This window comes from Bengtsoniella intestinalis (assembly GCF_039719005.1).
Taxonomy (GTDB): domain Bacteria; phylum Bacillota; class Clostridia; order Oscillospirales; family Oscillospiraceae; genus Oscillibacter; species Oscillibacter intestinalis.
In genome coordinates, this window is the sequence record NZ_CP133584.1 from 1,532,163 (window position 1) to 1,551,243 (window position 19,081).

13 protein-coding genes and 3 pseudogenes are annotated in these 19,081 nt (G+C 52.1%); 7 read left to right on the top strand and 9 right to left on the bottom strand.

Features of this window, described 5'->3' with window-relative positions; genetic code table 11:
• Window positions 1–112: 112 nt before the first annotated feature.
• Window positions 113–1,942, bottom strand: a complete 1,830-nt coding sequence (gene typA / locus RFF05_RS07510; RefSeq protein WP_409969745.1) for a translational GTPase TypA — start codon at window positions 1,940–1,942, stop codon at window positions 113–115.
• Window positions 1,943–3,336: 1,394 nt separating this feature from the next.
• Here typA and RFF05_RS07515 point away from each other — a divergent pair.
• From RFF05_RS07515 to RFF05_RS07530, 4 genes and pseudogenes are all read left to right on the top strand, one after another.
• Window positions 3,337–3,546 carry a hypothetical protein gene (locus tag RFF05_RS07515; RefSeq protein WP_409969746.1) on the top strand — a complete coding sequence of 70 codons (210 nt, stop codon included), beginning with the start codon at window positions 3,337–3,339 and terminating at the stop codon, window positions 3,544–3,546.
• A 324-nt stretch (window positions 3,547–3,870) separates the two neighbouring features.
• The gene (lspA, locus tag RFF05_RS07520) at window positions 3,871–4,368 is read left to right on the top strand and encodes a signal peptidase II (protein WP_409969747.1); all 498 of its coding nucleotides are present in this window, start codon (window positions 3,871–3,873) and stop codon (window positions 4,366–4,368) included.
• Window positions 4,346–5,256 (top strand): annotated as a pseudogene (locus RFF05_RS07525) (RluA family pseudouridine synthase). Before lspA ends, RFF05_RS07525 begins: the two are co-directional and overlap by 23 nt.
• Before the next feature lie 6 nt (window positions 5,257–5,262).
• Window positions 5,263–5,927 (top strand): annotated as a pseudogene (locus RFF05_RS07530) (DUF2461 domain-containing protein).
• Window positions 5,928–6,085: 158 nt separating this feature from the next.
• Here the strand turns inward: RFF05_RS07530 and RFF05_RS07535 are convergent.
• Together RFF05_RS07535 and RFF05_RS07540 are read right to left on the bottom strand one after the other, a co-directional pair.
• Complete coding sequence (locus RFF05_RS07535) at window positions 6,086–6,955, bottom strand: radical SAM protein (protein ID WP_409969748.1); 870 nt, start codon at window positions 6,953–6,955, stop codon at window positions 6,086–6,088.
• Window positions 6,952–8,031 (bottom strand): aminotransferase class I/II-fold pyridoxal phosphate-dependent enzyme, encoded by a 1,080-nt coding sequence (locus RFF05_RS07540; protein WP_409969749.1) that lies wholly within the window; start codon window positions 8,029–8,031, stop codon window positions 6,952–6,954. The genes RFF05_RS07535 and RFF05_RS07540 overlap by 4 nt, the downstream gene beginning before the upstream one ends.
• A gap of 410 nt (window positions 8,032–8,441) precedes the next feature.
• Between RFF05_RS07540 and RFF05_RS07545 the strand changes: the two genes are divergently transcribed.
• The 3 genes from RFF05_RS07545 (at window position 8,442) to RFF05_RS07555 (ending at window position 11,739) form a co-directional block, all read left to right on the top strand.
• The gene (locus RFF05_RS07545) at window positions 8,442–9,794 is read left to right on the top strand and encodes an MATE family efflux transporter (RefSeq protein ID WP_409969750.1); all 1,353 of its coding nucleotides are present in this window, start codon (window positions 8,442–8,444) and stop codon (window positions 9,792–9,794) included.
• Between the two features lie 124 nt (window positions 9,795–9,918).
• Window positions 9,919–10,752, top strand: a complete 834-nt coding sequence (locus tag RFF05_RS07550) for a transketolase (RefSeq protein WP_409969751.1) — start codon at window positions 9,919–9,921, stop codon at window positions 10,750–10,752.
• A gap of 15 nt (window positions 10,753–10,767) precedes the next feature.
• Window positions 10,768–11,739: a transketolase family protein gene (locus RFF05_RS07555; RefSeq protein WP_409969752.1), complete on the top strand. Its 972-nt coding sequence runs from the start codon at window positions 10,768–10,770 to the stop codon at window positions 11,737–11,739.
• Between the two features lie 165 nt (window positions 11,740–11,904).
• Here RFF05_RS07555 and argF read toward each other — a convergent pair whose 3' ends face one another.
• From argF to argH, 6 genes and pseudogenes are all read right to left on the bottom strand, one after another.
• Entirely contained in the window at window positions 11,905–12,882 is a 978-nt protein-coding gene (argF, locus tag RFF05_RS07560; RefSeq protein WP_409969753.1) for an ornithine carbamoyltransferase, read from the bottom strand.
• 124 nt (window positions 12,883–13,006) lie between these two features.
• Window positions 13,007–14,188 (bottom strand): aspartate aminotransferase family protein, encoded by a 1,182-nt coding sequence (locus tag RFF05_RS07565; RefSeq protein WP_409969754.1) that lies wholly within the window; start codon window positions 14,186–14,188, stop codon window positions 13,007–13,009.
• Window positions 14,185–15,053, bottom strand: a pseudogene (gene argB / locus RFF05_RS07570) (acetylglutamate kinase). Before argB ends, RFF05_RS07565 begins: the two are co-directional and overlap by 4 nt.
• A gap of 148 nt (window positions 15,054–15,201) precedes the next feature.
• Window positions 15,202–16,425, bottom strand: coding sequence for a bifunctional glutamate N-acetyltransferase/amino-acid acetyltransferase ArgJ (gene argJ / locus RFF05_RS07575; RefSeq protein ID WP_409969755.1), 1,224 nt, complete (start codon window positions 16,423–16,425; stop codon window positions 15,202–15,204).
• Between the two features lie 14 nt (window positions 16,426–16,439).
• The gene (gene argC, locus RFF05_RS07580) at window positions 16,440–17,369 is read right to left on the bottom strand and encodes an N-acetyl-gamma-glutamyl-phosphate reductase (RefSeq protein WP_409969756.1); all 930 of its coding nucleotides are present in this window, start codon (window positions 17,367–17,369) and stop codon (window positions 16,440–16,442) included.
• A gap of 159 nt (window positions 17,370–17,528) precedes the next feature.
• A complete protein-coding gene (argH, locus tag RFF05_RS07585) occupies window positions 17,529–18,908 on the bottom strand; it encodes an argininosuccinate lyase (RefSeq protein WP_409969757.1) in 1,380 nt (459 codons plus the stop codon).
• Between the last annotated feature and the right edge of the window lie 173 nt (window positions 18,909–19,081).

Genomic DNA, 19,081 nt, shown 5'->3' on the forward strand with positions numbered 1-19,081 from the left:
AAATGTAGGGAACGGTCTTGACCGTTCCACCCCCCAAGATACATGTCTGCCTGAGGAGCGGAATGGACAAACACCATTCCCTACAATTAAATTTCTAAAATAAAAACCGCTCTTACTTGCCAGCCTTGGGATGCAATTTCTTCATCCGTTGGTCGTGGCTCAAGATGGTCTTGCGGATACGCAGGCTCTCTGGGGTCACTTCCAACATTTCGTCGTCAGCCAAGAATTCCATGCACTGCTCGAGGCTCATGTTGCGAGGGGGCACCAGACGCAGAGCGTCGTCAGAGCCAGAGGCACGGGTGTTGGTCAATTGCTTTTTCTTGCAGACGTTGATGTTCATGTCTTCGCTACGAGGAGACACACCGATGACCATGCCAGCGTACACAGGGATGCCTGCGCCGATGAACAAAGTGCCACGGTCTTGGGCGTTGAACAGGCCATAGGCCACGGATTCGCCAGTCTCGAAGGAAATCAGAGAACCGTTGCCACGGCGAGAAATATCACCCTTGTAAGGTGCATAGCTGTCGAAAATACTAGCCATGATGCCTTCACCCTTGGTGTCGGTCATAAAGTCGTTGCGGTAGCCGAACAGGCCACGGGCAGGAATCAAGAATTCAATCTTCATGCGGTTGCCCACAGGGGTCATTTCGGTCATGTCAGCCTTGCGTTGACCCAGCTTTTCGATGACAGCGCCCACTGCATCAGAGGGCACGTCCACCACCAAGCGTTCGATGGGTTCGCAGAGTACGCCGTCAATTTCTTGGTACAGCACACGAGAGGGAGACACTTGGAATTCATAGCCTTCACGGCGCATGGTTTCAATCAAGATGGACAAGTGCATTTCACCACGACCAGCCACGTTGAAAGATTCAGAAGTGGTGGAGTCGGTGACGCGCAGGGACACGTCCTTCAAGGTTTCCTTTGCCAGACGGTCACGGATTTGACGGCTGGTAACGAACTTACCTTCGCGGCCTGCAAAGGGGGAGTCGTTGACGCTGAAGGTCATTTCCATGGTGGGCTTGGAGATTTGGATGAAGTCCAAAGCTTCGGGGCTACCAGCGGCACAGATGGTGTCGCCGATGGAGATGTCGCCGATGCCGCTCATAGCAATGATGTTGCCAGCAGAGGCTTCGGTGACAGGGGTACGACCCAGGCCATCAAATTCGTAGATGGCGGTTGCCTTGGATTTTTTAGACACTTGGTCAGGGGTATGATAGTTGACCACAGCGATTTCTTGGTTTTGCTTCAAGGTGCCACGTTCGATGCGACCGATGGCGATACGACCCACAAATTCGCTGTAGTCGATGGAGGACACCAGCATTTGGAAGGGTGCTTCGGGGTCAGCTTCTGGGGCAGGAATATATTCCAAAATGGTTTCAAACAGAGGGGTCAAGTCTTCACCGATGGATTCGGGAGAGTAGCCACAAATGCCTTGGCGACCAGAGCAGAACAGCATGGGGCTGTCCAGTTGTTCGTCGGTGGCATCCAAGTCCAACAGCAGTTCCAACACTTCGTCCACCACTTCGTGGATGCGTTGGTCAGGGCGGTCAACCTTGTTGACAACCACGATGACCTTGTGACCCAAAGCCAAAGCCTTGGACAGCACAAAACGGGTTTGGGGCATAGCGCCTTCTGCGGCGTCCACCAACAAAATAACGCCGTTGACCATCTTCAAGATACGTTCCACTTCGCCGCCGAAATCGGCATGGCCAGGGGTATCTACGATGTTCACCTTGGTGTCTTTGTATTGGATAGAGGTGTTTTTGGCCAGAATGGTGATGCCACGTTCACGTTCCAAGTCGCCAGAGTCCATGACACGGTCTTTCACTTCTTGGTTTTCACGGTATGCACCGCCTTGTTTGAGCATTTCGTCCACCAAAGTGGTTTTGCCGTGGTCAACGTGAGCGATGATCGCTACGTTTCTGAGTAGTTGATTTTGCAAAGCGTAAAGCCCCTTTTCAAAAGTATTTTATATATAAATGTATTATTGCACACACAATCTAGTATTATATCCCCTTTGGATGAGATTTACAACCCCTGAATTGTGATATTTTTGTAAAATACACCGTGATTTTGTACGAAAATGTCAAGAAAATACTTCGTGTCTTGCATCTGCTATGATTGAATCGTCTTTTGCTGCCACAGGGGCTCTCTTTTTTCCACTGCCGTGGAGGCTGCTGCCGCAGGGGGGCTGCTGCCGTGGGGGGGCTGCTGCCGCAGGGGGGCTGCTGCCGCAGGGGGGCTGCTGCCGCAGGGGGCGCCACTCCCGTGGGGGCACCACTCCCGTGGGGGCTGCTGCCGTGGGGGTACCACTGGCGCAGGGGCGTTCTTCGCCCTCTCCCCTTGTAGGGGCGGCTAGTAGCCGCCTGTGGAAATCAATTGCAATTTGCTTCACCCTGTGGGACTTCTCTTTTGATGGATTTTTCCCGCTCCGTGGGGGCTGCTGCCGCAGGGGCTTTCTTTTCCCCACCCTTTGTAGGGGCGCCCATTGGGCGCCCGTGGAAATCGGTTGCAATTTACTTCACCCTGTGGGACTTCTCTTTTGATAAACTTTTCCCACTCCCGTGGGGGCGCTCGCCGCGCAGGCGTTACTTTGCAAAGATGCAAAGTAACCAAAAATCTGGCACGTGGCGGCTGACCACTTGTGGTCAGCCGTCTCACGTGCTCCCATTTTATACGGATGGTGCGTATGAGTGGGTGCGGTGCTATTGGGGCATCTGGGTCACACCCGTTCGGCTTATCATGTGGGATGCGCGAACCAACGCTGTTTGCTGCCGCACAGTGTTCGTCCGATGACATGGGAACACGCATTTGAGGTGCCTTACAGGGTGGACGTCGGTTGGTGCGGTGGCGCTGGGGGATGGATGACGGTGGTGGCGCCCAGCGCCACAGCACCTACCCACACCCACAATCTAGGCACGCCCAAGAAATGGCACCATCTCACCGTCTCTCCCCTACAGGGCGAAGCCCGAAAGGATACTTCGAGACAAATCAGGTCACTGGGTTCCGTTCAAAAGACCAAAGCACTCCAGCGATGAACCCCCGTAAAATCCCCTTTTCTCCCACTCCCGTGGGGGGGCGCTCGCCGCGCGGGCGTTACTTTGCAAAGATGCAAAGTAACCAAAAATCTGGCACGTGGCGGCTGACCACTTGTGGTCAGCCGTCTCACGTGCTCCCATTTTATACGGATGGTGCGTATGAGTGGGTGCGGTGCTAACGGGGCATCTGGGTCACACCCGTTCGGCTTATCATGTGGGATGCGCGAACCAACGCTGTTTGCTGCCGCACAGTGTTCGTCCGATGACATGGGAACACGCGTGTGAGGTGCCTTACAGGGTGGACGTCGGTTGGTGCGGTGGCGCTGGGGGATGGATGACGGTGGTGGCGCTCAGCGCCACAGCACCTACCCACACCCACAATCTAGGCACGCCCAAGAAATGGCACCATCTCACCGTCTCTCCCCTACAGGGCGAAGCCCGACAGAATACTTCGAGACAAATCAGGCATCTCGGTGCCGTTCAAAAGACCAAAGCACTCCAGCGATGAGCCCCCGTAAAAGCCCTTTTTTTCACTCGACCGCAGTCGTCGTGAAAAAATCGTTTTTTGGTTCTTTTTGTCGATACAAAAAGAATGCCCCACCGGCAGGTGACCCGTCCGGTAGGACGCCCCTGGGTTAGCAGACCGCCCCGTAGGGGCAAAACAACAATTCAGAGTGAATCGGAAGACGGGTGACCACAGGTCGCCCCTACGATGGGGTAGGGGCAAAAACTCCCACTGACAGGTACGCATTATATCGTTCATTTCCTATACCTTGACTTCTCAGCCTTGCTAAGCTATACTAAAATAAAATTCGTGTGTGAGGAGATTACTATGCCTTTTTATATTTTGGCTGTCCTACTGTTGGCTGTTGACCAATGGAGTAAATATTGGACGCTGTGCAACTTGGAGTTGGGGGAATCTGCACCTTTTTTAAACGGTTTCATCGAGCTACTTCGTGTCCACAATTACGGTGCCGCTTGGAGTAGCTTTTCTGGGATGCGCTGGCTGTTGGTGGGGGTCACCTCTATCATTTGTATTGCCATTTTGGTACTTCTTCTTCGGAAAATCGTGCGCCATCCTTTGGGGGTGTGCGCCTGTTCGTTGGTACTCAGTGGCGGCTTTGGCAACATCATCGATCGCCTCCGCTTTGGCTATGTCATCGATATGCTCCACTTCGAGTTTTGGCCCACCTACCCCGTGTTCAACGTGGCGGATATGTGTGTGGTCTGCGGTGCCATTTTAGGCAGCATTTACTACCTATTTTACTATGAAAAATATGACCAACCCAAGAAAGTTGAGGAATCCCATGACACTGACAGTTCTGTCTGAGCAAATAGGCTTGCGCCTTGACCAATATCTCTCCACCTATGCCGAAGGCGTATCTCGTTCTCTGGCCGTACGGCTATTGGAAGAAGGCCAAATCACCGTCAACGGTGGCACGGCCAACAAAAAGTACAAGGTACAAGATGGCGATGTGATTGCCATCACCTTGCCAGAGCCTGAGCCCCTAGAAGCCGTTGCCCAAAACATTCCCATCGACATTGTCTATGAAGATGCGGATGTCATCGTGGTCAACAAGCCCAAGGGTTTGGTGGTACATCCTGCCCCGGTCATCCCGACGGCACCTTGGTGAACGCCCTTTTATACCACTGCGGCGATAGCCTCTCTGGTGTGGGCGGTGCCTTGCGCCCCGGCATTGTTCACCGCATTGACCGCGACACCTCTGGGCTGTTAATTGTGGCCAAGCATGACCAAGCCCACCAACATTTAAGCGCCCAACTCCAAGACCACTCCTTGGCACGGACGTATCACTGCATTGCGCTGGGGAAATTCCGCGAGGACTCTGGCACCATCGATGCACCCATCGGCCGCCATTCTAGCGACCGCAAAAAAATGGCCGTGGTGCCTGACGGTCGTCATGCTGTCACCCACTGGACACAATTGGCGCGATACCAAGGCTACACCCATTTGGAGTGCCGTTTGGAAACAGGCCGCACCCACCAAATCCGTGTCCACATGGCCAACATTGGTCACCCCATTTTGGGAGATACCGTCTACGGCAATCCAAAACCCGTGAAAGACTTAGTGGGGCAATGTTTGCACGCCAAGGCGTTACGATTCATCCATCCTCGCACCAATGAGGTGGTGGAAGTGAGCTGTGATTTGCCTGCTGATTTTTTAAATCAACTGCGATTATTGGAGCTACGAGGGAGATAAACTGCCATGTTTCAAGGATTTAATGACAAAACCATTGACTTTTTATGGGGTATTCGCTTCAACAACGAGCGGAGCTGGTTTTTAGAGCACAAAGAGATGTACCAAGCCAATCTCCAACAGCCCATGAAGGATTTATCCAGCGAATTGTACGACTATTTGCAAGATAAACTGCCCAACCAAGGGCTCATGTGCAAGGTGTCTCGGATTTACCGCGACGCACGACGGCTCCACGGTCGCGGGCCGTATAAAGACCATCTGTGGCTGTCGGTTGAGCGCCCCAGCGAAGACAAATGCAACGAGCCATGCTTCTGGTTTGAGCTGTCCCCGATGGCTACAGCTACGGCTGTGGATTGTTTGGTGCGCGCCCAGCCACCATGTTGGCACTGCGCAAAGACGGAGAAGAGCGCCCCAAAACTCTGGAAACGCTGACCAAAGTTTTAAATAAGCAAGACCGCTTCACCCTTCAAGGCAGTGAATACAAGCGCCCAAAACCTGCCCCATCCGACTTGTTGGCACCATGGTATTCCAAAAAAACCATGGCCATCAGCTATGATGCACCCTTGGGCGACGAACTGTTCAGCCGTGATTTGGTGGCACAGATGAAAGCTGATATGGATTTTTTAATCCCTTATTACCAGTATTTTTTAACACTGGTGGTAATGGGAGAATGAGGGCGACATTCCAGAAAAATATGTAGGGACAGCCCTTGCGGCTGTCCGTCCCCCACGATAGCAATTGCGGGAAAAACGGACAGGGGCAAGCCCTGTCCCTACACCACATCATATCAAAAACACACCCCAACGGTTCAACCGTTGGGGTGTGTTTTTATTTACAGCGCGCGCCAATTTTCTGGGCGCAATAGCCCCATATTTTGCTGGGCTTGTTCAATTTGTGCCAGCATCACGGCTTGGTCACCATTTAATGTCCCTCGCAAAGACAGATAATTGGACGCATGGTTCATGCGGAACACCGAATTAGGACTGTCCAAATGGGAAATCAACAACTTGGTTTCTTCCAGCACTTGACTTTGATTCAACAGCACAAAGCTACCATCCTGTACCCATTGGTACAAGGGGGTGCCACGCTCCACCATCAACGTCAATAGGCCGATATACTCAGGGTTCATGGCATTAAACGCCTTGGCGGTTTCCACCGCATGGGCTTCTAGCAACTCTTGCCCACCCAAACCTGTGATGGCTGTCACCGACAAACCCATGCCACAGCGCCGCGCTTTTTGCCCCATCTCCACAATCTCTTGACAGGTGTGGCCTTTTTTCATATGGGTCAACACTGCGTCACTGCCAGACTCTAACCCCATATATAGCAAGGTCAACCCCTTGCTATGCAAACGGCGCAATTCTTCTTCTGAGCGGATGCGCAAACTAGAAGGCGACGCATAAGACGACACCCGTTTGCACTCAGGAAAGAGTGCGGCAATGGTGTCTAAAATCTGTTCCAATTCCTCTGCCTTACGCACCAAGGCATCCCCATCTGCTAGGAAAATCCGTTCCACATAGCGGTAGGCTTTGCGTGCCATGTGGAAATCTTCCAGCACCTCAGCAAGAGGGCGCAGACGGAAGGGTTGCCCCTTATACATACTGCAAAAGGCGCAGGTGTTGTGGCTACAGCCATAGGTCACCTGTACAATCAGGCTGTGTGCCTCAGACGGTGGTCGATAGACGTTGCCTACATATCTCATAGGCCTAATTTTTCCAAGGCCGCCATTTTCAGGCAGATACAAAAGACTTCCATGGCTTGTTCCAGTTCTGCCACCAAAGGCATGGATGGCGCAATGCGAATGTTGCTATCCTTGGGATCAATGCCATAGGGGAAGGTTGCGCCAGCAGGGGTCATGGTGATGCCAGCGGCGGCGCACAATGCCAAGGTACGCTTGGCCGTGCCTTCCATGGCATCCACACAGACAAAGTATCCGCCAGCAGGGTCGTTCCAATTGGCAACGCCCAATCCACCCAGTCCTTGCGCTAACTTCTCACCCACTATACGGAATTTAGGCCCAAGGATTTCAGCGTGCTTTTTCATCAGCGCCAAAGTGTTTTCCTTATCCTTGAGGTAGAGCACATGGCGCTGTTGGTTGGTTTTATCAAAGCTGATGATTTGTACACCAATGAGCTTTTCAAGGTGCTCCAAATTGGCCACAGACATGGCCATACAAGCCACACCAGCACCAGCAAAGGTAATTTTAGAGGTGGACGCATATTCATACACCATGTCAGCATTGCCAGCTTCTTCGCACAAAAAGATGATATCAGCAAAGGGGACAAAGTCGGTGTACAGCTCGTGGATGCAATAGGCGTTGTCCCACATGAGCATAAAATCAGGGGCGGCAGGCTTCATAGCTGCCAACCGTGCAATCACCTCATCGCTGTAGATATAGCCTTGGGGGTTAGAATATTTAGGCACGTTCCACATACCCTTTACCTTAGGGTCTTGGATGGCAGCTTCCACAGCGTCCATATCAGGGCCATCGGGTGTCATGGGAATGGTCACCAGCTCAAAGCCAAAGGATTGCACCACCTTGAAATGGCGGTCATAGCCGGGAGCAGGACATAACCATTTTAACCCTTGCTCTTGGCACCAAGGGCGCTCGCTGTGCAACAGGCCGTTGGTATAGGCCTTGGCAATGCAGTCATACATCAATTGCAAGCTGGCATTACCGCCCACAAACACTTGCTCTTGACGACAGCCCAAAATATCGGCGAACAATTTCTTTGCCGCTGGCAACCCAGACAATTGCCCATAGTTGCGTGCGTCCATGCCGTCAATGACAAACTCCTCGGGGTATGGAGCACGGTGAACAAATCGAACACCATGTCAATTTGGGCGCGACCGGGATTTCCTCTTGCCATATTCAGAGATAACCCCTTACTTTTAAAGGCAACATAAGCCTCTTCCAATGCTTTATATTGGCTCTGGCGCTCTGCCAAAGTCAGGTCTTGATATGTGTGCATGACAGCTCCTCTTTTCTAATTGAGTTACTTATTTCAGTCAATGTTTAATTTCGTTTATGAAATATCCTTATATAGTATAGCAAAGTCATTTATAAATTGCAATACAAATTTCTTCCACAGTTTTCAAATTTCATTGCCTTTTTTCACCAAAAGTGATACAATGTATCTAAAAGACTATGAATGATTTTACAAAACATTTCAATGGGAGATATCTCTATGCCTTCTTCATCTGACCAAACCTTTAAACGCCTCACCACACACCCCGTTTCCACCTTAATCCCTCGCTTGGCCGTGCCTTGTATGATCTCCATGATGGTCACCTCTATCTATAACATGGCTGACACCTTTTTCGTGGGGCAACTAGGGAACAATGCCGCAAGTGGCGCTGTTGGTGTGGTGTTTTCCCTGATGGTAATGATCCTAGCGCTTGGGCTGTTTTTCGGCCAAGGCACCGGCAACTACATCTCCCGCCAACTGGGTAAACAAGACCGTGAAAGCGCCGCCATTATGGCCTCCACAGGTTTGTTCTTTGCCTTGATTTGCGGGGTAACATTGACTGTCATCGGCCTGATTTGGGGCGAAGGGTTGGCATACTTTTTAGGTGCCACCGATACCATCGCGCCCTTTGCCATCAGCTATCAACGCTACATTTTATTGGCCGCCCCCTTCCTCATCGGTAGCTACGTGCTCAACAACCAACTGCGCTACCAAGGCAAAGCCGCCTTGTCCATGGTGGGTATGGCCTCTGGCAGTGTGCTCAATATTGTGTTAGACCCTATTTTCATTTTCGCCTTAGACATGGGGATCGCTGGTGCGGCACTGGCCACTTGTCTGAGCCAAATGGTCAGCTTTTGCATTTTGCTCTGCATGGCCAATCATCCCCAATTAATCAAGCTTTCTTTTGGCAACATCCGTCCCTCTCTGCACATATTTACGTCCATTTGTGGCGGTGGTGTTCCCTCTTTGGGACGACAGGGCTTGGCCGCTGTGGCCACTATTCTTCTCAACCATGCCGCTGGCAACTATGGCGATGCCGCCATTGCCGCCATCAGCGTGGTCACTCGGATTATCCAGTTTGGGTACTCAGCCATGATTGGCTTTGGGCAAGGGTTTCAGCCTGTGTGTGGCTATTGCTTTGGCGCTGGACTCTACAGCCGCGTGCGAGAGGGATTTTTCTTCTGCGTGCGTTCGTCGTTTTTGTTTTTAGTGGCACTAGGGGCGTTGGGTTTGTATTTTGCGCCCCAATTGGTGGCAGTCTTTCGGGATGATCCCGATGTCATTGCCTATGGCACCATTGCCCTGCGGTGCCAATGCGTCAGCTTTATCAGCTGTTGCTGGATTGTGCCCTCCAACATGATGCTCCAAACCATTGGACGCACGTGGCCAGCCACCATTGTGGCCGCTGCACGGCAAGGGTTTGTGCTAATGCCCTGCATTTGGATTCTCTCTGCCACCTTTGGGCTCACAGGAATTTTAATAGCACAAAGCGTTGCAGATTTGTTGACCCTTGCCATCGCCATCCCCCTACAGTGGAAGGTGTTGGAAGAATTAAGGGTGAAGGGTGAATGACTAGCTTTTAGTCTTTCACCCTTCGTCGCCATAACCTTTTCCGTTTCTCCCATTGACACACACCCCACTTTAAGGTACACTATATTCGTAAAATGACGCCATTTATTTAGAAAGGAAGTTTACAATGAACGAAAAAAATTGCAAAATTCTAGCAGCGAAAATCCGTTTGGAAACCTTGAAAACCATTGGCTCTCTGGGCTTTGGTCATGCGGGTGGTTCCATGGACTTAGCCGACTTGATGGCTGTGCTCTATGGAGAAGTGATGCACTTCGACCCTAAAAATCCACGCTGGGAGGACCGCGACTGGCTGGTGCTCTCCAAAGGTCACGCTGGCCCTGTGTCTTACGCCACCTTGGGTTTGATGGGCTACTACCCCATGGAAGAAGCCTATACCCTAAACAAACCACACACCAAATTTCCCAGCCACACTGACCGCAAGCTCACCCCCGGTGTAGACTTGACCACTGGTTCTTTGGGTCAAGGGATTTCCACCGCCATGGGCGCTGCCCTTGGCAACCGCATCGACGGCCGCGACAATCGGGTCTTCGTGGTGATTGGCGACGGCGAATGCGACGAAGGCCAAGTGTGGGAAGCCCTCCACTTTGCCCACGCTCATAAGCTGGACAACATCATCGTCTTTGTAGACAACAATGGCATGCAGCTCGACGGTGCCTCAAAAGACATTCTCGACCATGGCGACCTTGCCAAAAAAGTGGAAGGCTTCGGCATTCACACCCAAAGCATTGACGGTCATGACGTAACCGCCATTTATAACGCCATTGAAACAGCCTTTGCAACCAAGGGCGTGCCCTCTGCCATCGTTTTGAACACCATCAAGGGCAAAGGCGCTATCTTCGCAGAAACCAAGGGCGACCACTCCTCTCAACCCAAGCCTGAGGTCTGGGCAGAGGCCATCGCCGTGGCAGAACAAGCACTCATCGACGCCCAAAACGCATAAGGAGGAGGATTGACCATGAATATCAACTTAATCGGTTCCCACGAAAAAGACGCCCGTTCCGCACGGGACGCTATGGCCAGCACCCTCAATGAATTGATGGGGCAAGACAGCGCTATCTGCTACATCGACTGCGACTTGATGAGCTGTGTCAACACCAAGCAACTGGCAAAAAACTATCCCGACCGTGCCTTGCAAGCTGGCATTGCAGAAGCCAATGCCGCTGGCGTATCCGCTGGCCTTGCCGCCACTGGCAAGAAGGTGTTTTTGCATTCCTTCGGCATTTTTGCCTCTCGCCGTATCTACGACCAAATTTATATGTCCGCCGCTTACGCTGGCCTCAGCGTTAAGGTGCTAGGCTCTGACCCCGGCGTCACCGCCGCCTTCAACGGTGGCACCCATATGCCTTTTGAAGATGGTGGCATGTATGTCTCCATCCCCGAATCCACTGTATTTGACGCTGGCGACTATGCCCAACTGGCAGCCATTGTTCGTGCCAGCGTGGACATGGAAGGCGTGGTCTATATCCGCTTCCCCCGCAAAGACATCATCACCGTCTACGGCGATGACTCCACCTTTGAAATGGGCAAGGGCGTGGTGCTCCATGAATCTGCTGACGATGTAGCCACCATCATCACCTCTGGTATTATGGTGGACGAAAGCTTGAAAGCTTACGAAACCTTAAAAGCAGAAGGCATCACCGTCCGTGTCATCGATATGTTCACATGGAAGCCTTTGGACGAGGACTTGGTCATCAAGGCCGCCCAAGAAACTGGCGCCATCATCACCGCTGAAAACCACAGCATTGTCAATGGTCTGGGCTCTGTGGTGGCAAACTGCTTGGCAAAAAATTGCCCCACCGTCCAAGAATTTGTGGGCGTGGAAGACCGCTTCGGTCAAGTGGGTAAGCAAGATTTCTTGATGGACGAATACGGCCTACGTGCTGAAAATATCGTCTACGCCGTGAAAAAAGCACTGGTGCGCAAGTAAACTAACAATGGTATCAAGCCAAGGGGAACGGGCGACCACAGGTCGCCCCTACGCCCCATCATACGATGTACGGGCGACCTGTGGTCGCCCGTATTCCTAACACAGTTTTCTCAACAAAACCGCCCCTGTTTGCAACGCAAACAGGGGCGGTTATTTATCTTCAGCTTACTTCATCAACAAGTACATCACGGCTTTGATGGTGTGCATACGGTTTTCGGCTTCGTCGAAGACGATGGAGGCAGGAGATTCAAACACTTCGTCGGTGACTTCCATGGCATCACGGTTGAACCGTTCCCCCATTTCTTTGCCGATGGTGGTTTTGTGGTCATGAAAGGCAGGTAGGCAGTGCATGAATTTGCATTGTGCGCCAGCGTTGTCCATCAAGATTTGGGTCACTTGGTAAGCGCCCAATTCGTTGATGCGTTCCGCCCACACTTCCACAGGTTCGCCCATAGAAACCCACACGTCAGTGTAAATCACGTCGGCATTCTTGGTGCCCACCATGGGGTCTTCTTCAAAGGCCAAGGTTGCACCAGTTTCTTTGGCGATGGCTTCACACTCTGCAATCAACGCTGCATCGGGGAAGTATTTTTTAGGGGCGCAGGCCACGAAATCCATGCCCATTTTGGCGCAACCCACCATGAGGGAGTTGCCCATATTATACCGTGCGTCCCCCATATAGACCAGTTTTTTCCCTTTTAACGCACCACAATGTTCTTGCATGGTGAGGAAGTCTGCCAGAATTTGAGTGGGGTGGAACTCGTTGGTCAAGCCGTTGAACACGGGCACGCCAGCGTGCTCTGCCAGCTCTTCCACCAGCACTTGGCCGTAGCCACGGTATTCAATGCCGTCAAACATACGACCCAGCACACGGGCGGTGTCGGCGATGGATTCTTTTTTGCCCATTTGAGAGCCAGATGGCCCCAAGTAGGTGCTGCCCATGCCCAAGTCTTGGGCGGCAACCTCAAAGGCGCAACGGGTACGGGTGGAATCTTTTTCAAAAAGAAGGGCAACATTTTTGCCTTCCAGATACTTATGGGGAATGCCAGCTTTTTTCTTGGCCTTCAAATCGGCGGCAGTGTCTAAAAATTCTTGGATTTCAGCAGGTGTAAAATCCAGCAATTTGAGAAAATGTTGGTGCATGGTGGGTTCTCCTTTAATAAATTTGTGGTGGAATTTGCAAACGGCGGGGGCAAGCCCCCGCCCTACGATGGTAAGGGTATGGGTAGGGCAGGGGCTTGCCCCCGCCGTTTCCCGTTGGGGCGATTTAACCGCCCAAAACGTCTTTCATGATAGCGATGGCGGCATCGATTTCTTCGTAGCTCACCATCAGAGGGGGCAGCATCCGCATACCAGAACCAGCGGTGAGAATCAACAGCCCATTGTCAATCAATTTCTTTGCCAATTCCTTGTTCACATAGCCCTCAGCAACGTCGATGCCCAGCATCAAGCCCATGCCACGGGTTTTGCCAAAGCAAGGCAGGTTCAACCCTTCCACTGCTTTGCACAGGTAAGCGCCCTTGGCTTTCACTTCTTCCAAGAAGGCATCGCTCAGGGTTTCTTGCACCACCAAACCAGCGGCGGCGCAGATGGGGTTGCCACCAAAGGTGGTGCCATGGGTGCCAGGAACCAGCACCTTGGCGCATTTTGCGTTGGACATAAAGCCACTCATAGGCAAACCGCCTGCAATACCCTTGGCAAAGGACACCACATCGGGTTGGATGTCATATTGTTGGAAGGCAAAGAGGCTCCCAGAACGACCCACGCCACTTTGGACTTCGTCAATGAGCAACAACACATCTTTTTCCTTGCACAAGGCAGCCACAGCGGACACGTAGTCTTGATCCAGTGGCAAAATGCCGCCTTCCCCTTGAATCAATTCCATCATGATGGCGCACACGTCGTCACCCATGACGGCTTCCAAAGAGGACAAGTCGTTGGCGTTGGCATAGCGATAGCCGTCCACGAAGGGGAAGAAGAAGTTGTGGAAGGAGTCTTGCCCCGTGGCGGTCAAAGAAGCCATGGTGCGACCGTGGAAGGAATTTTTCAAGGTGATGATGGTGTGACGGCCTTTGCCGTACTTGTCAAAGCTATATTTGCGAGCCAGTTTCATCACACCTTCGTTGGCTTCAGAGCCACCGTTGGCATAAAACACCTTGTCCATGCCAGTGCGCTTGCAGAGGATTTCTGCCAGCTTCACTGGGGGTTCCAAGTGGAACAAGTTGGACGTATGTCCCACCTTTTTGGCTTGGGCAGTGATGGCCTCCACCCATGGTTCATAGCCATAGCCCAAGGCGCTGACGCCGATACCAGAGGTGAAGTCGATGTATTTTTTGCCTTCGGGATTATACAGCGTTGCCCCTTCACCGTGGTCGATGACCACAGGGAAACGCCCGTAGGTGCCCATGACATATTGGTCGTTTAGGTCGAAAATTTCTTGGCTGGTCATAGTGTTTCCTCCTCATGTTTGAGCATGGTACCAATACCACGGTCACTCAATAGTTCGATTAAAATGGAATGGGGGGTGCGCCCGTCCAGAATGTGGACACGGTCAACCCCTGCGTGAATGGCATCCACGCAACATTGGATTTTAGGAATCATCCCCCAGAAATGGTGTGGTCGTCAATGAGACCTTGCACGTCTGCGGTTTTCACCACGTGAATCAGGGTGCTGTTATCCTTGGGATCTGCCAGCAAACCGGGCACATCTGTCAACAAAATCAGCTTTTCAGCGTGGAGCGACTCTGCCAATTTGGCAGCGGCGGTGTCGGCGTTGATGTTGTAAGCTGTGTCAGCGTCCACACCCATGGCCACCGTGGAAACCACGGGGATATAGCCCATTTTCAAGGCATTTTTCACAGGTTCAGGGTTCACATCGGTGATTTCACCCACCAAACCGTATTTCTTGTTTAAGCAAATGGCTTGGAACAGGCCGCCATCTAAACCACACAGGCCAATGGCTTGACCCCCAAGGCGCATCAACTGTGCCACCAGATTTTTGTTGATTTTCCCACACAGCACCTGTTGCACCACGTCCATGGTGGTTTCGTCGGTGTAGCGCAAACCGTCCACAAAAGTGGAAGTATGGCCGATTTTTAGCAGCATTTGGGAGATTTCTGGCCCACCACCGTGAACCACCACCACACGGATGCCAACAAGGCTCAACAGCACAATGTCGCTCATCACCGCTTGGCGAAGTTCTGGGGAAATCATGGCGTTGCCACCATATTTCACCACAATGGTTTTGCCAGTGAATTTTTGAATGTAAGGCAGTGCCTCAATGAGAATTTGCGCTTGTTGAGAACGTTCTGTCATGGGTGTGTCTCCTTTAAAAAAGCTAATAGCGAATAACTAAGAGTGAAAAGCTATCGTCTGCGGACGAGTTAAGCATGACAATAAGCTTCACCGTTTCTAGCTCCGCCGCAGCGGATAGTCTTTCACTTTTAGTCCTTAGTTTTTAGTTTTAAGTACGGTAATCCCCGTTGATTTTGATGTAATCATAGGTGATGTCGCAACCCCAGCAGGTGCAGTCGCTGTCCCCTTCGCCCAATGTGATGGCGATGGTGATGTCGTGCTCGGTGAGAATGGTTTTTGCCAAATCTTCGTCGAACGCAAGGCCACGGCCTTGTTGACAAACCATGACAGAGCCAGCGTCGCTGACAAAGGACACGTCCACTTTATCAGGGTCAAAGGTTTCGCCAGAATAGCCCATGGCGCACAGCACACGACCCCAGTTGGCGTCAGCGCCAAAGATGGCGGCCTTGGTCAAGGTAGAACCGATGACGCTTTTGCCGATGACTTCGGCAGATTGTTCACTCTTGGCACCAGCAACGGTGCAGGTAATCAGATGCTTAGCACCTTCGCCGTCAGAGGCCATTTTCATAGCCAATTCTTTGCACAAAGTTTGCAAAGCCAGTAAAAATACGGCATAATCGTCACCTTTTTCAGTGATTTCAGCGTTGCCAGCCAGACCGTTTGCCAACACCAAACAGGTGTCGTTGGTGGAGGTGTCGCCGTCCACGCTGATGCGATTAAAGCTCATGCCCACAGTGTCAAGCAAGGCGGCACGAATCATGTCGCTAGAGATGGCGCAGTCAGTGGTCAAGAAGGCCAGCATGGTGCCCATGTTGGGGTGAATCATGCCGCTCCCCTTGGCGATACCACCCATACGGACAGTTTTACCGCCAACGGTGGTTTCCACTGCCACTTCTTTTTTCACCAAATCGGTGGTCATAATGGCATGGGCGGCGGCATCGGAGGCCTCTGCAGAGGTTGCCAATGCGGCATACAAATCGGGCATACCGTTTTCGATGACGGCCACCTTCAACTCTTGACCGATGACACCAGTGGAGCACACGGCGATATCCATAGGGTCACAACCAATGGCTTTGGCGGCAGCTTGGCACATTTTCACAGCATTGGCCTCCCCATTGGGGGCGCAAGCGTTGGCGTTGCCACTGTTGGCAATCATGGCGCGAGCCTTGCCGTTTTCCAAATGAGACTTGGTGATGTGAATGGGAGCAGCCTTCACCACGTTGGTGGTGTAGACCCCTGCGGCATTGCAATCCACATCAGAAAGTATCATCATTACGTCTTTTTTGGTAGAATTATGGGTTTTCACGCCAACGTGAATACCAGCGGCTTGAAAGCCCTGTGGGGCACAAACGCCGTTTTCAATAAAGTTCATGGCAGTTTCTCCTTTTATAATGTCAAGCCAGCGGTTTCTGCAAACCCCAGCATCAGATTCATGTTTTGCACGGCGGCACCAGAGGCACCTTTGCCCAGGTTGTCGAACAGAGCTGTCACGGTGCAATGGCTGTCGTCGCCACAGACGTGCAAGGTCAAGGTGTCTTTGCCAGCGTTGGTGTTGGCGTACAATTTACTGCCATCCCCCAGCTTTACATCCACCATCACACTGTCCTTATAGTGGGCAGTCAAGGTATCATAAATGGCTTGGGTGGTGGTGTTCAACTGTGCCAAATGGAAGGGCACGGTGGTGGCCATGCCTTTGTAATAATCCGCCACAATGGGGTTGAACACAGGGCGGTTATCAAGACCACAAAGCACCGACATTTCAGGCAAATGCTTGTGCCCATGACCCAGTGCGTACAGGGCAGGTGCTGTCAACGCTTCTGGCTTGTCAGCGGTTTCATAGTCGGCAATCATCGCCTTGCCACCGCCAGAATAACCAGTGATGGAGTGGGCAGATAGGCAAGCGTCTGGGCTTAACACCCCCGCTTGCACCAATGGTGCCACTACGGACACGAAGCCTGTGGCGTGACAACCGGGATTTGCCACCAGTTTGGCACTGGCAATGGCCTCACCTTGGGTGGCAGTCAACTCTGGGAATCCGTATGTCCAATTGGGGTTGGTGCGGTGGGCGGTGGAGGCATCGATGATGCGTGTGTTCATGTCCGCCATCAGCGCCACCGCTTCTATGGCGGCCTTGTCTGGCAGGCACAAAAACACCAAATCCGCCTGTGCCATCAACCGCTGACGCTCAGCAGTGTCTTTGCGCAACGCAGGGTCGATTTGTAATAGTGTAATATCGTCACGGCAACCAAGGCGTTGAAAAATTTGCAGTCCCGTGGTGCCTTCTTGACCGTCGATGTAAATGATAGGATTTGTCATGGGTGCCTCCTTTGGTGAGATGGTGGGGCGGTATAGTGTAGGGGAGGATAGTATCCTCCCGTGCGGGGTGTTGCAACCAACCGTGGGTGTTCCATCACTGGGGACGGGAGGCTAATAGCCTCCCCTACAATGGGTGTGATGTACACATATACATGATGATTATTTTCGCTTTGCGACAAACGCCTCAATGTCCTCAATTTGCCGTGTGGTTTGGCTGACGGCTGGACCGCCGTAGCTGTTGCGGTCGCCCATGCAGGTCTCTAGGCTCAGGGCTTCGTATACGTCGTCTGCGAACATAGGAGACAAGGTTTGTAGTTCAGCAAGAGACAGTTCTTCTAACAATTTGCCTTGTTCCCCACAATAGCTGACCAGTTTGCCAACGGTGGTGTAGGCATCACGGAAGGGCAAGCCCTTTTTGGTCAAATAGTCGGCGGCGTCGGTAGCATTGATGAAGCCTTGGCTGGCGGCACGCTTCATGTTGGCAGGCAACACGCGCATGGTGGCCAACATATTGGCGAACACAGGGATGCACATTTCCACGGTGTCAATGGCATCAAACAAAGGCTCTTTGTCCTCTTGCATATCCTTGTTATAGGCCAGAGGAATGCCCTTCATCACGGTCAAAAGGGTCATCAAATCGCCATACACGCGACCAGTTTTCCCACGGACAAGCTCGGCAATGTCGGGGTTTTTCTTTTGTGGCATGATGGACGAACCAGTGGCATAAGCATCATCAAGCTCAATAAACTTGAACTCCCAGCTACACCAAAGGATGATTTCTTCGCTAAAACGAGACAAGTGCATCATCAAAATGGACAAGTCACTCATGACTTCCAAGGCGTAATCACGGTCGGAAACCCCATCCAAAGAGTTAGACATGGGGCGGTCAAAGTCCAAAGCCTTGGCCGTGTGCCAACGGTCGATGGGATAGGTGGTGCCAGCCAGTGCGCCAGAGCCCAAGGGGCATTCGTTGAGGCGCACCAAGCAGTCTTCCAAACGGGTGATATCACGGGCAAACATGGAGCCATAGGCCAACAGATGTTGGGCAAAGCTGATGGGTTGGGCCCGTTGGAGATGGGTGTAACCGGGCATGACCGTGGTTTGGTTTTCCTTGGCTTGGACGCAAAGCACACGCTCCAACTCCAGCAATTGGTCAATCAAAACAGGGATTTCACGGCGGACGTACATCCGCACATCCAGTGCCACTTGGTCGTTACGAGAACGAGCGGTGTGCAACCGCTTGCCTGCATCGCCAATGCGTTGGGTCAGCAGGGTTTCCACGTTCATGTGGATGTCTTCGTTGTCGGCGGTGAACTCCACCTTGCCAGCTTCAATGTCGGCAAGGATTTCAGTCAAACCTGCCTTGATTTTGGCAACATCCTCTTGGGGGATGATACCGCAATCACCCAGCATGGTGGCGTGCGCCATAGAGCCAGTGATGTCTTCTTTATATAGTCGTGCGTCAAAATGGATAGACGCATTAAAATCGTTGACCAGTGCGTCGGTTTCTTTGCCAAACCGCCCAGACCATAGTTTCATATGTAAATTCCTTTCAGATGGGTTGGTGCAAATGGGGCGGGCGACCACAGGTCGCCCCTACGGTTGGTAGGTGTGTCGGTGGATTATTCATATAATTATGATGTAGGGGCGACCTGTGGTCGCCCGTTCCCCATGATACACACAAACCCCAAAATGAAAAGTAGGGCGGGGGC

Excerpts from the sequence above, each read along its gene's own strand:
- lspA (WP_409969747.1), top strand. The coding sequence starts at position 3,871 with ATGCCTTTTTATATTTTGGCTGTCCTACTGTTGGCTGTTGACCAATGG.
- RFF05_RS07535 (WP_409969748.1), bottom strand. The coding sequence starts at position 6,955 with ATGAGATATGTAGGCAACGTCTATCGACCACCGTCTGAGGCACACAGC.
- RFF05_RS07540 (WP_409969749.1), bottom strand. The coding sequence starts at position 8,031 with ATGGACGCACGCAACTATGGGCAATTGTCTGGGTTGCCAGCGGCAAAG.
- RFF05_RS07545 (WP_409969750.1), top strand. The coding sequence starts at position 8,442 with ATGCCTTCTTCATCTGACCAAACCTTTAAACGCCTCACCACACACCCC.
- RFF05_RS07550 (WP_409969751.1), top strand. The coding sequence starts at position 9,919 with ATGAACGAAAAAAATTGCAAAATTCTAGCAGCGAAAATCCGTTTGGAA.
- RFF05_RS07555 (WP_409969752.1), top strand. The coding sequence starts at position 10,768 with ATGAATATCAACTTAATCGGTTCCCACGAAAAAGACGCCCGTTCCGCA.
- argF (WP_409969753.1), bottom strand. The coding sequence starts at position 12,882 with ATGCACCAACATTTTCTCAAATTGCTGGATTTTACACCTGCTGAAATC.
- RFF05_RS07565 (WP_409969754.1), bottom strand. The coding sequence starts at position 14,188 with ATGACCAGCCAAGAAATTTTCGACCTAAACGACCAATATGTCATGGGC.
- argJ (WP_409969755.1), bottom strand. The coding sequence starts at position 16,425 with ATGAACTTTATTGAAAACGGCGTTTGTGCCCCACAGGGCTTTCAAGCC.
- argC (WP_409969756.1), bottom strand. The coding sequence starts at position 17,369 with ATGACAAATCCTATCATTTACATCGACGGTCAAGAAGGCACCACGGGA.
- argH (WP_409969757.1), bottom strand. The coding sequence starts at position 18,908 with ATGAAACTATGGTCTGGGCGGTTTGGCAAAGAAACCGACGCACTGGTC.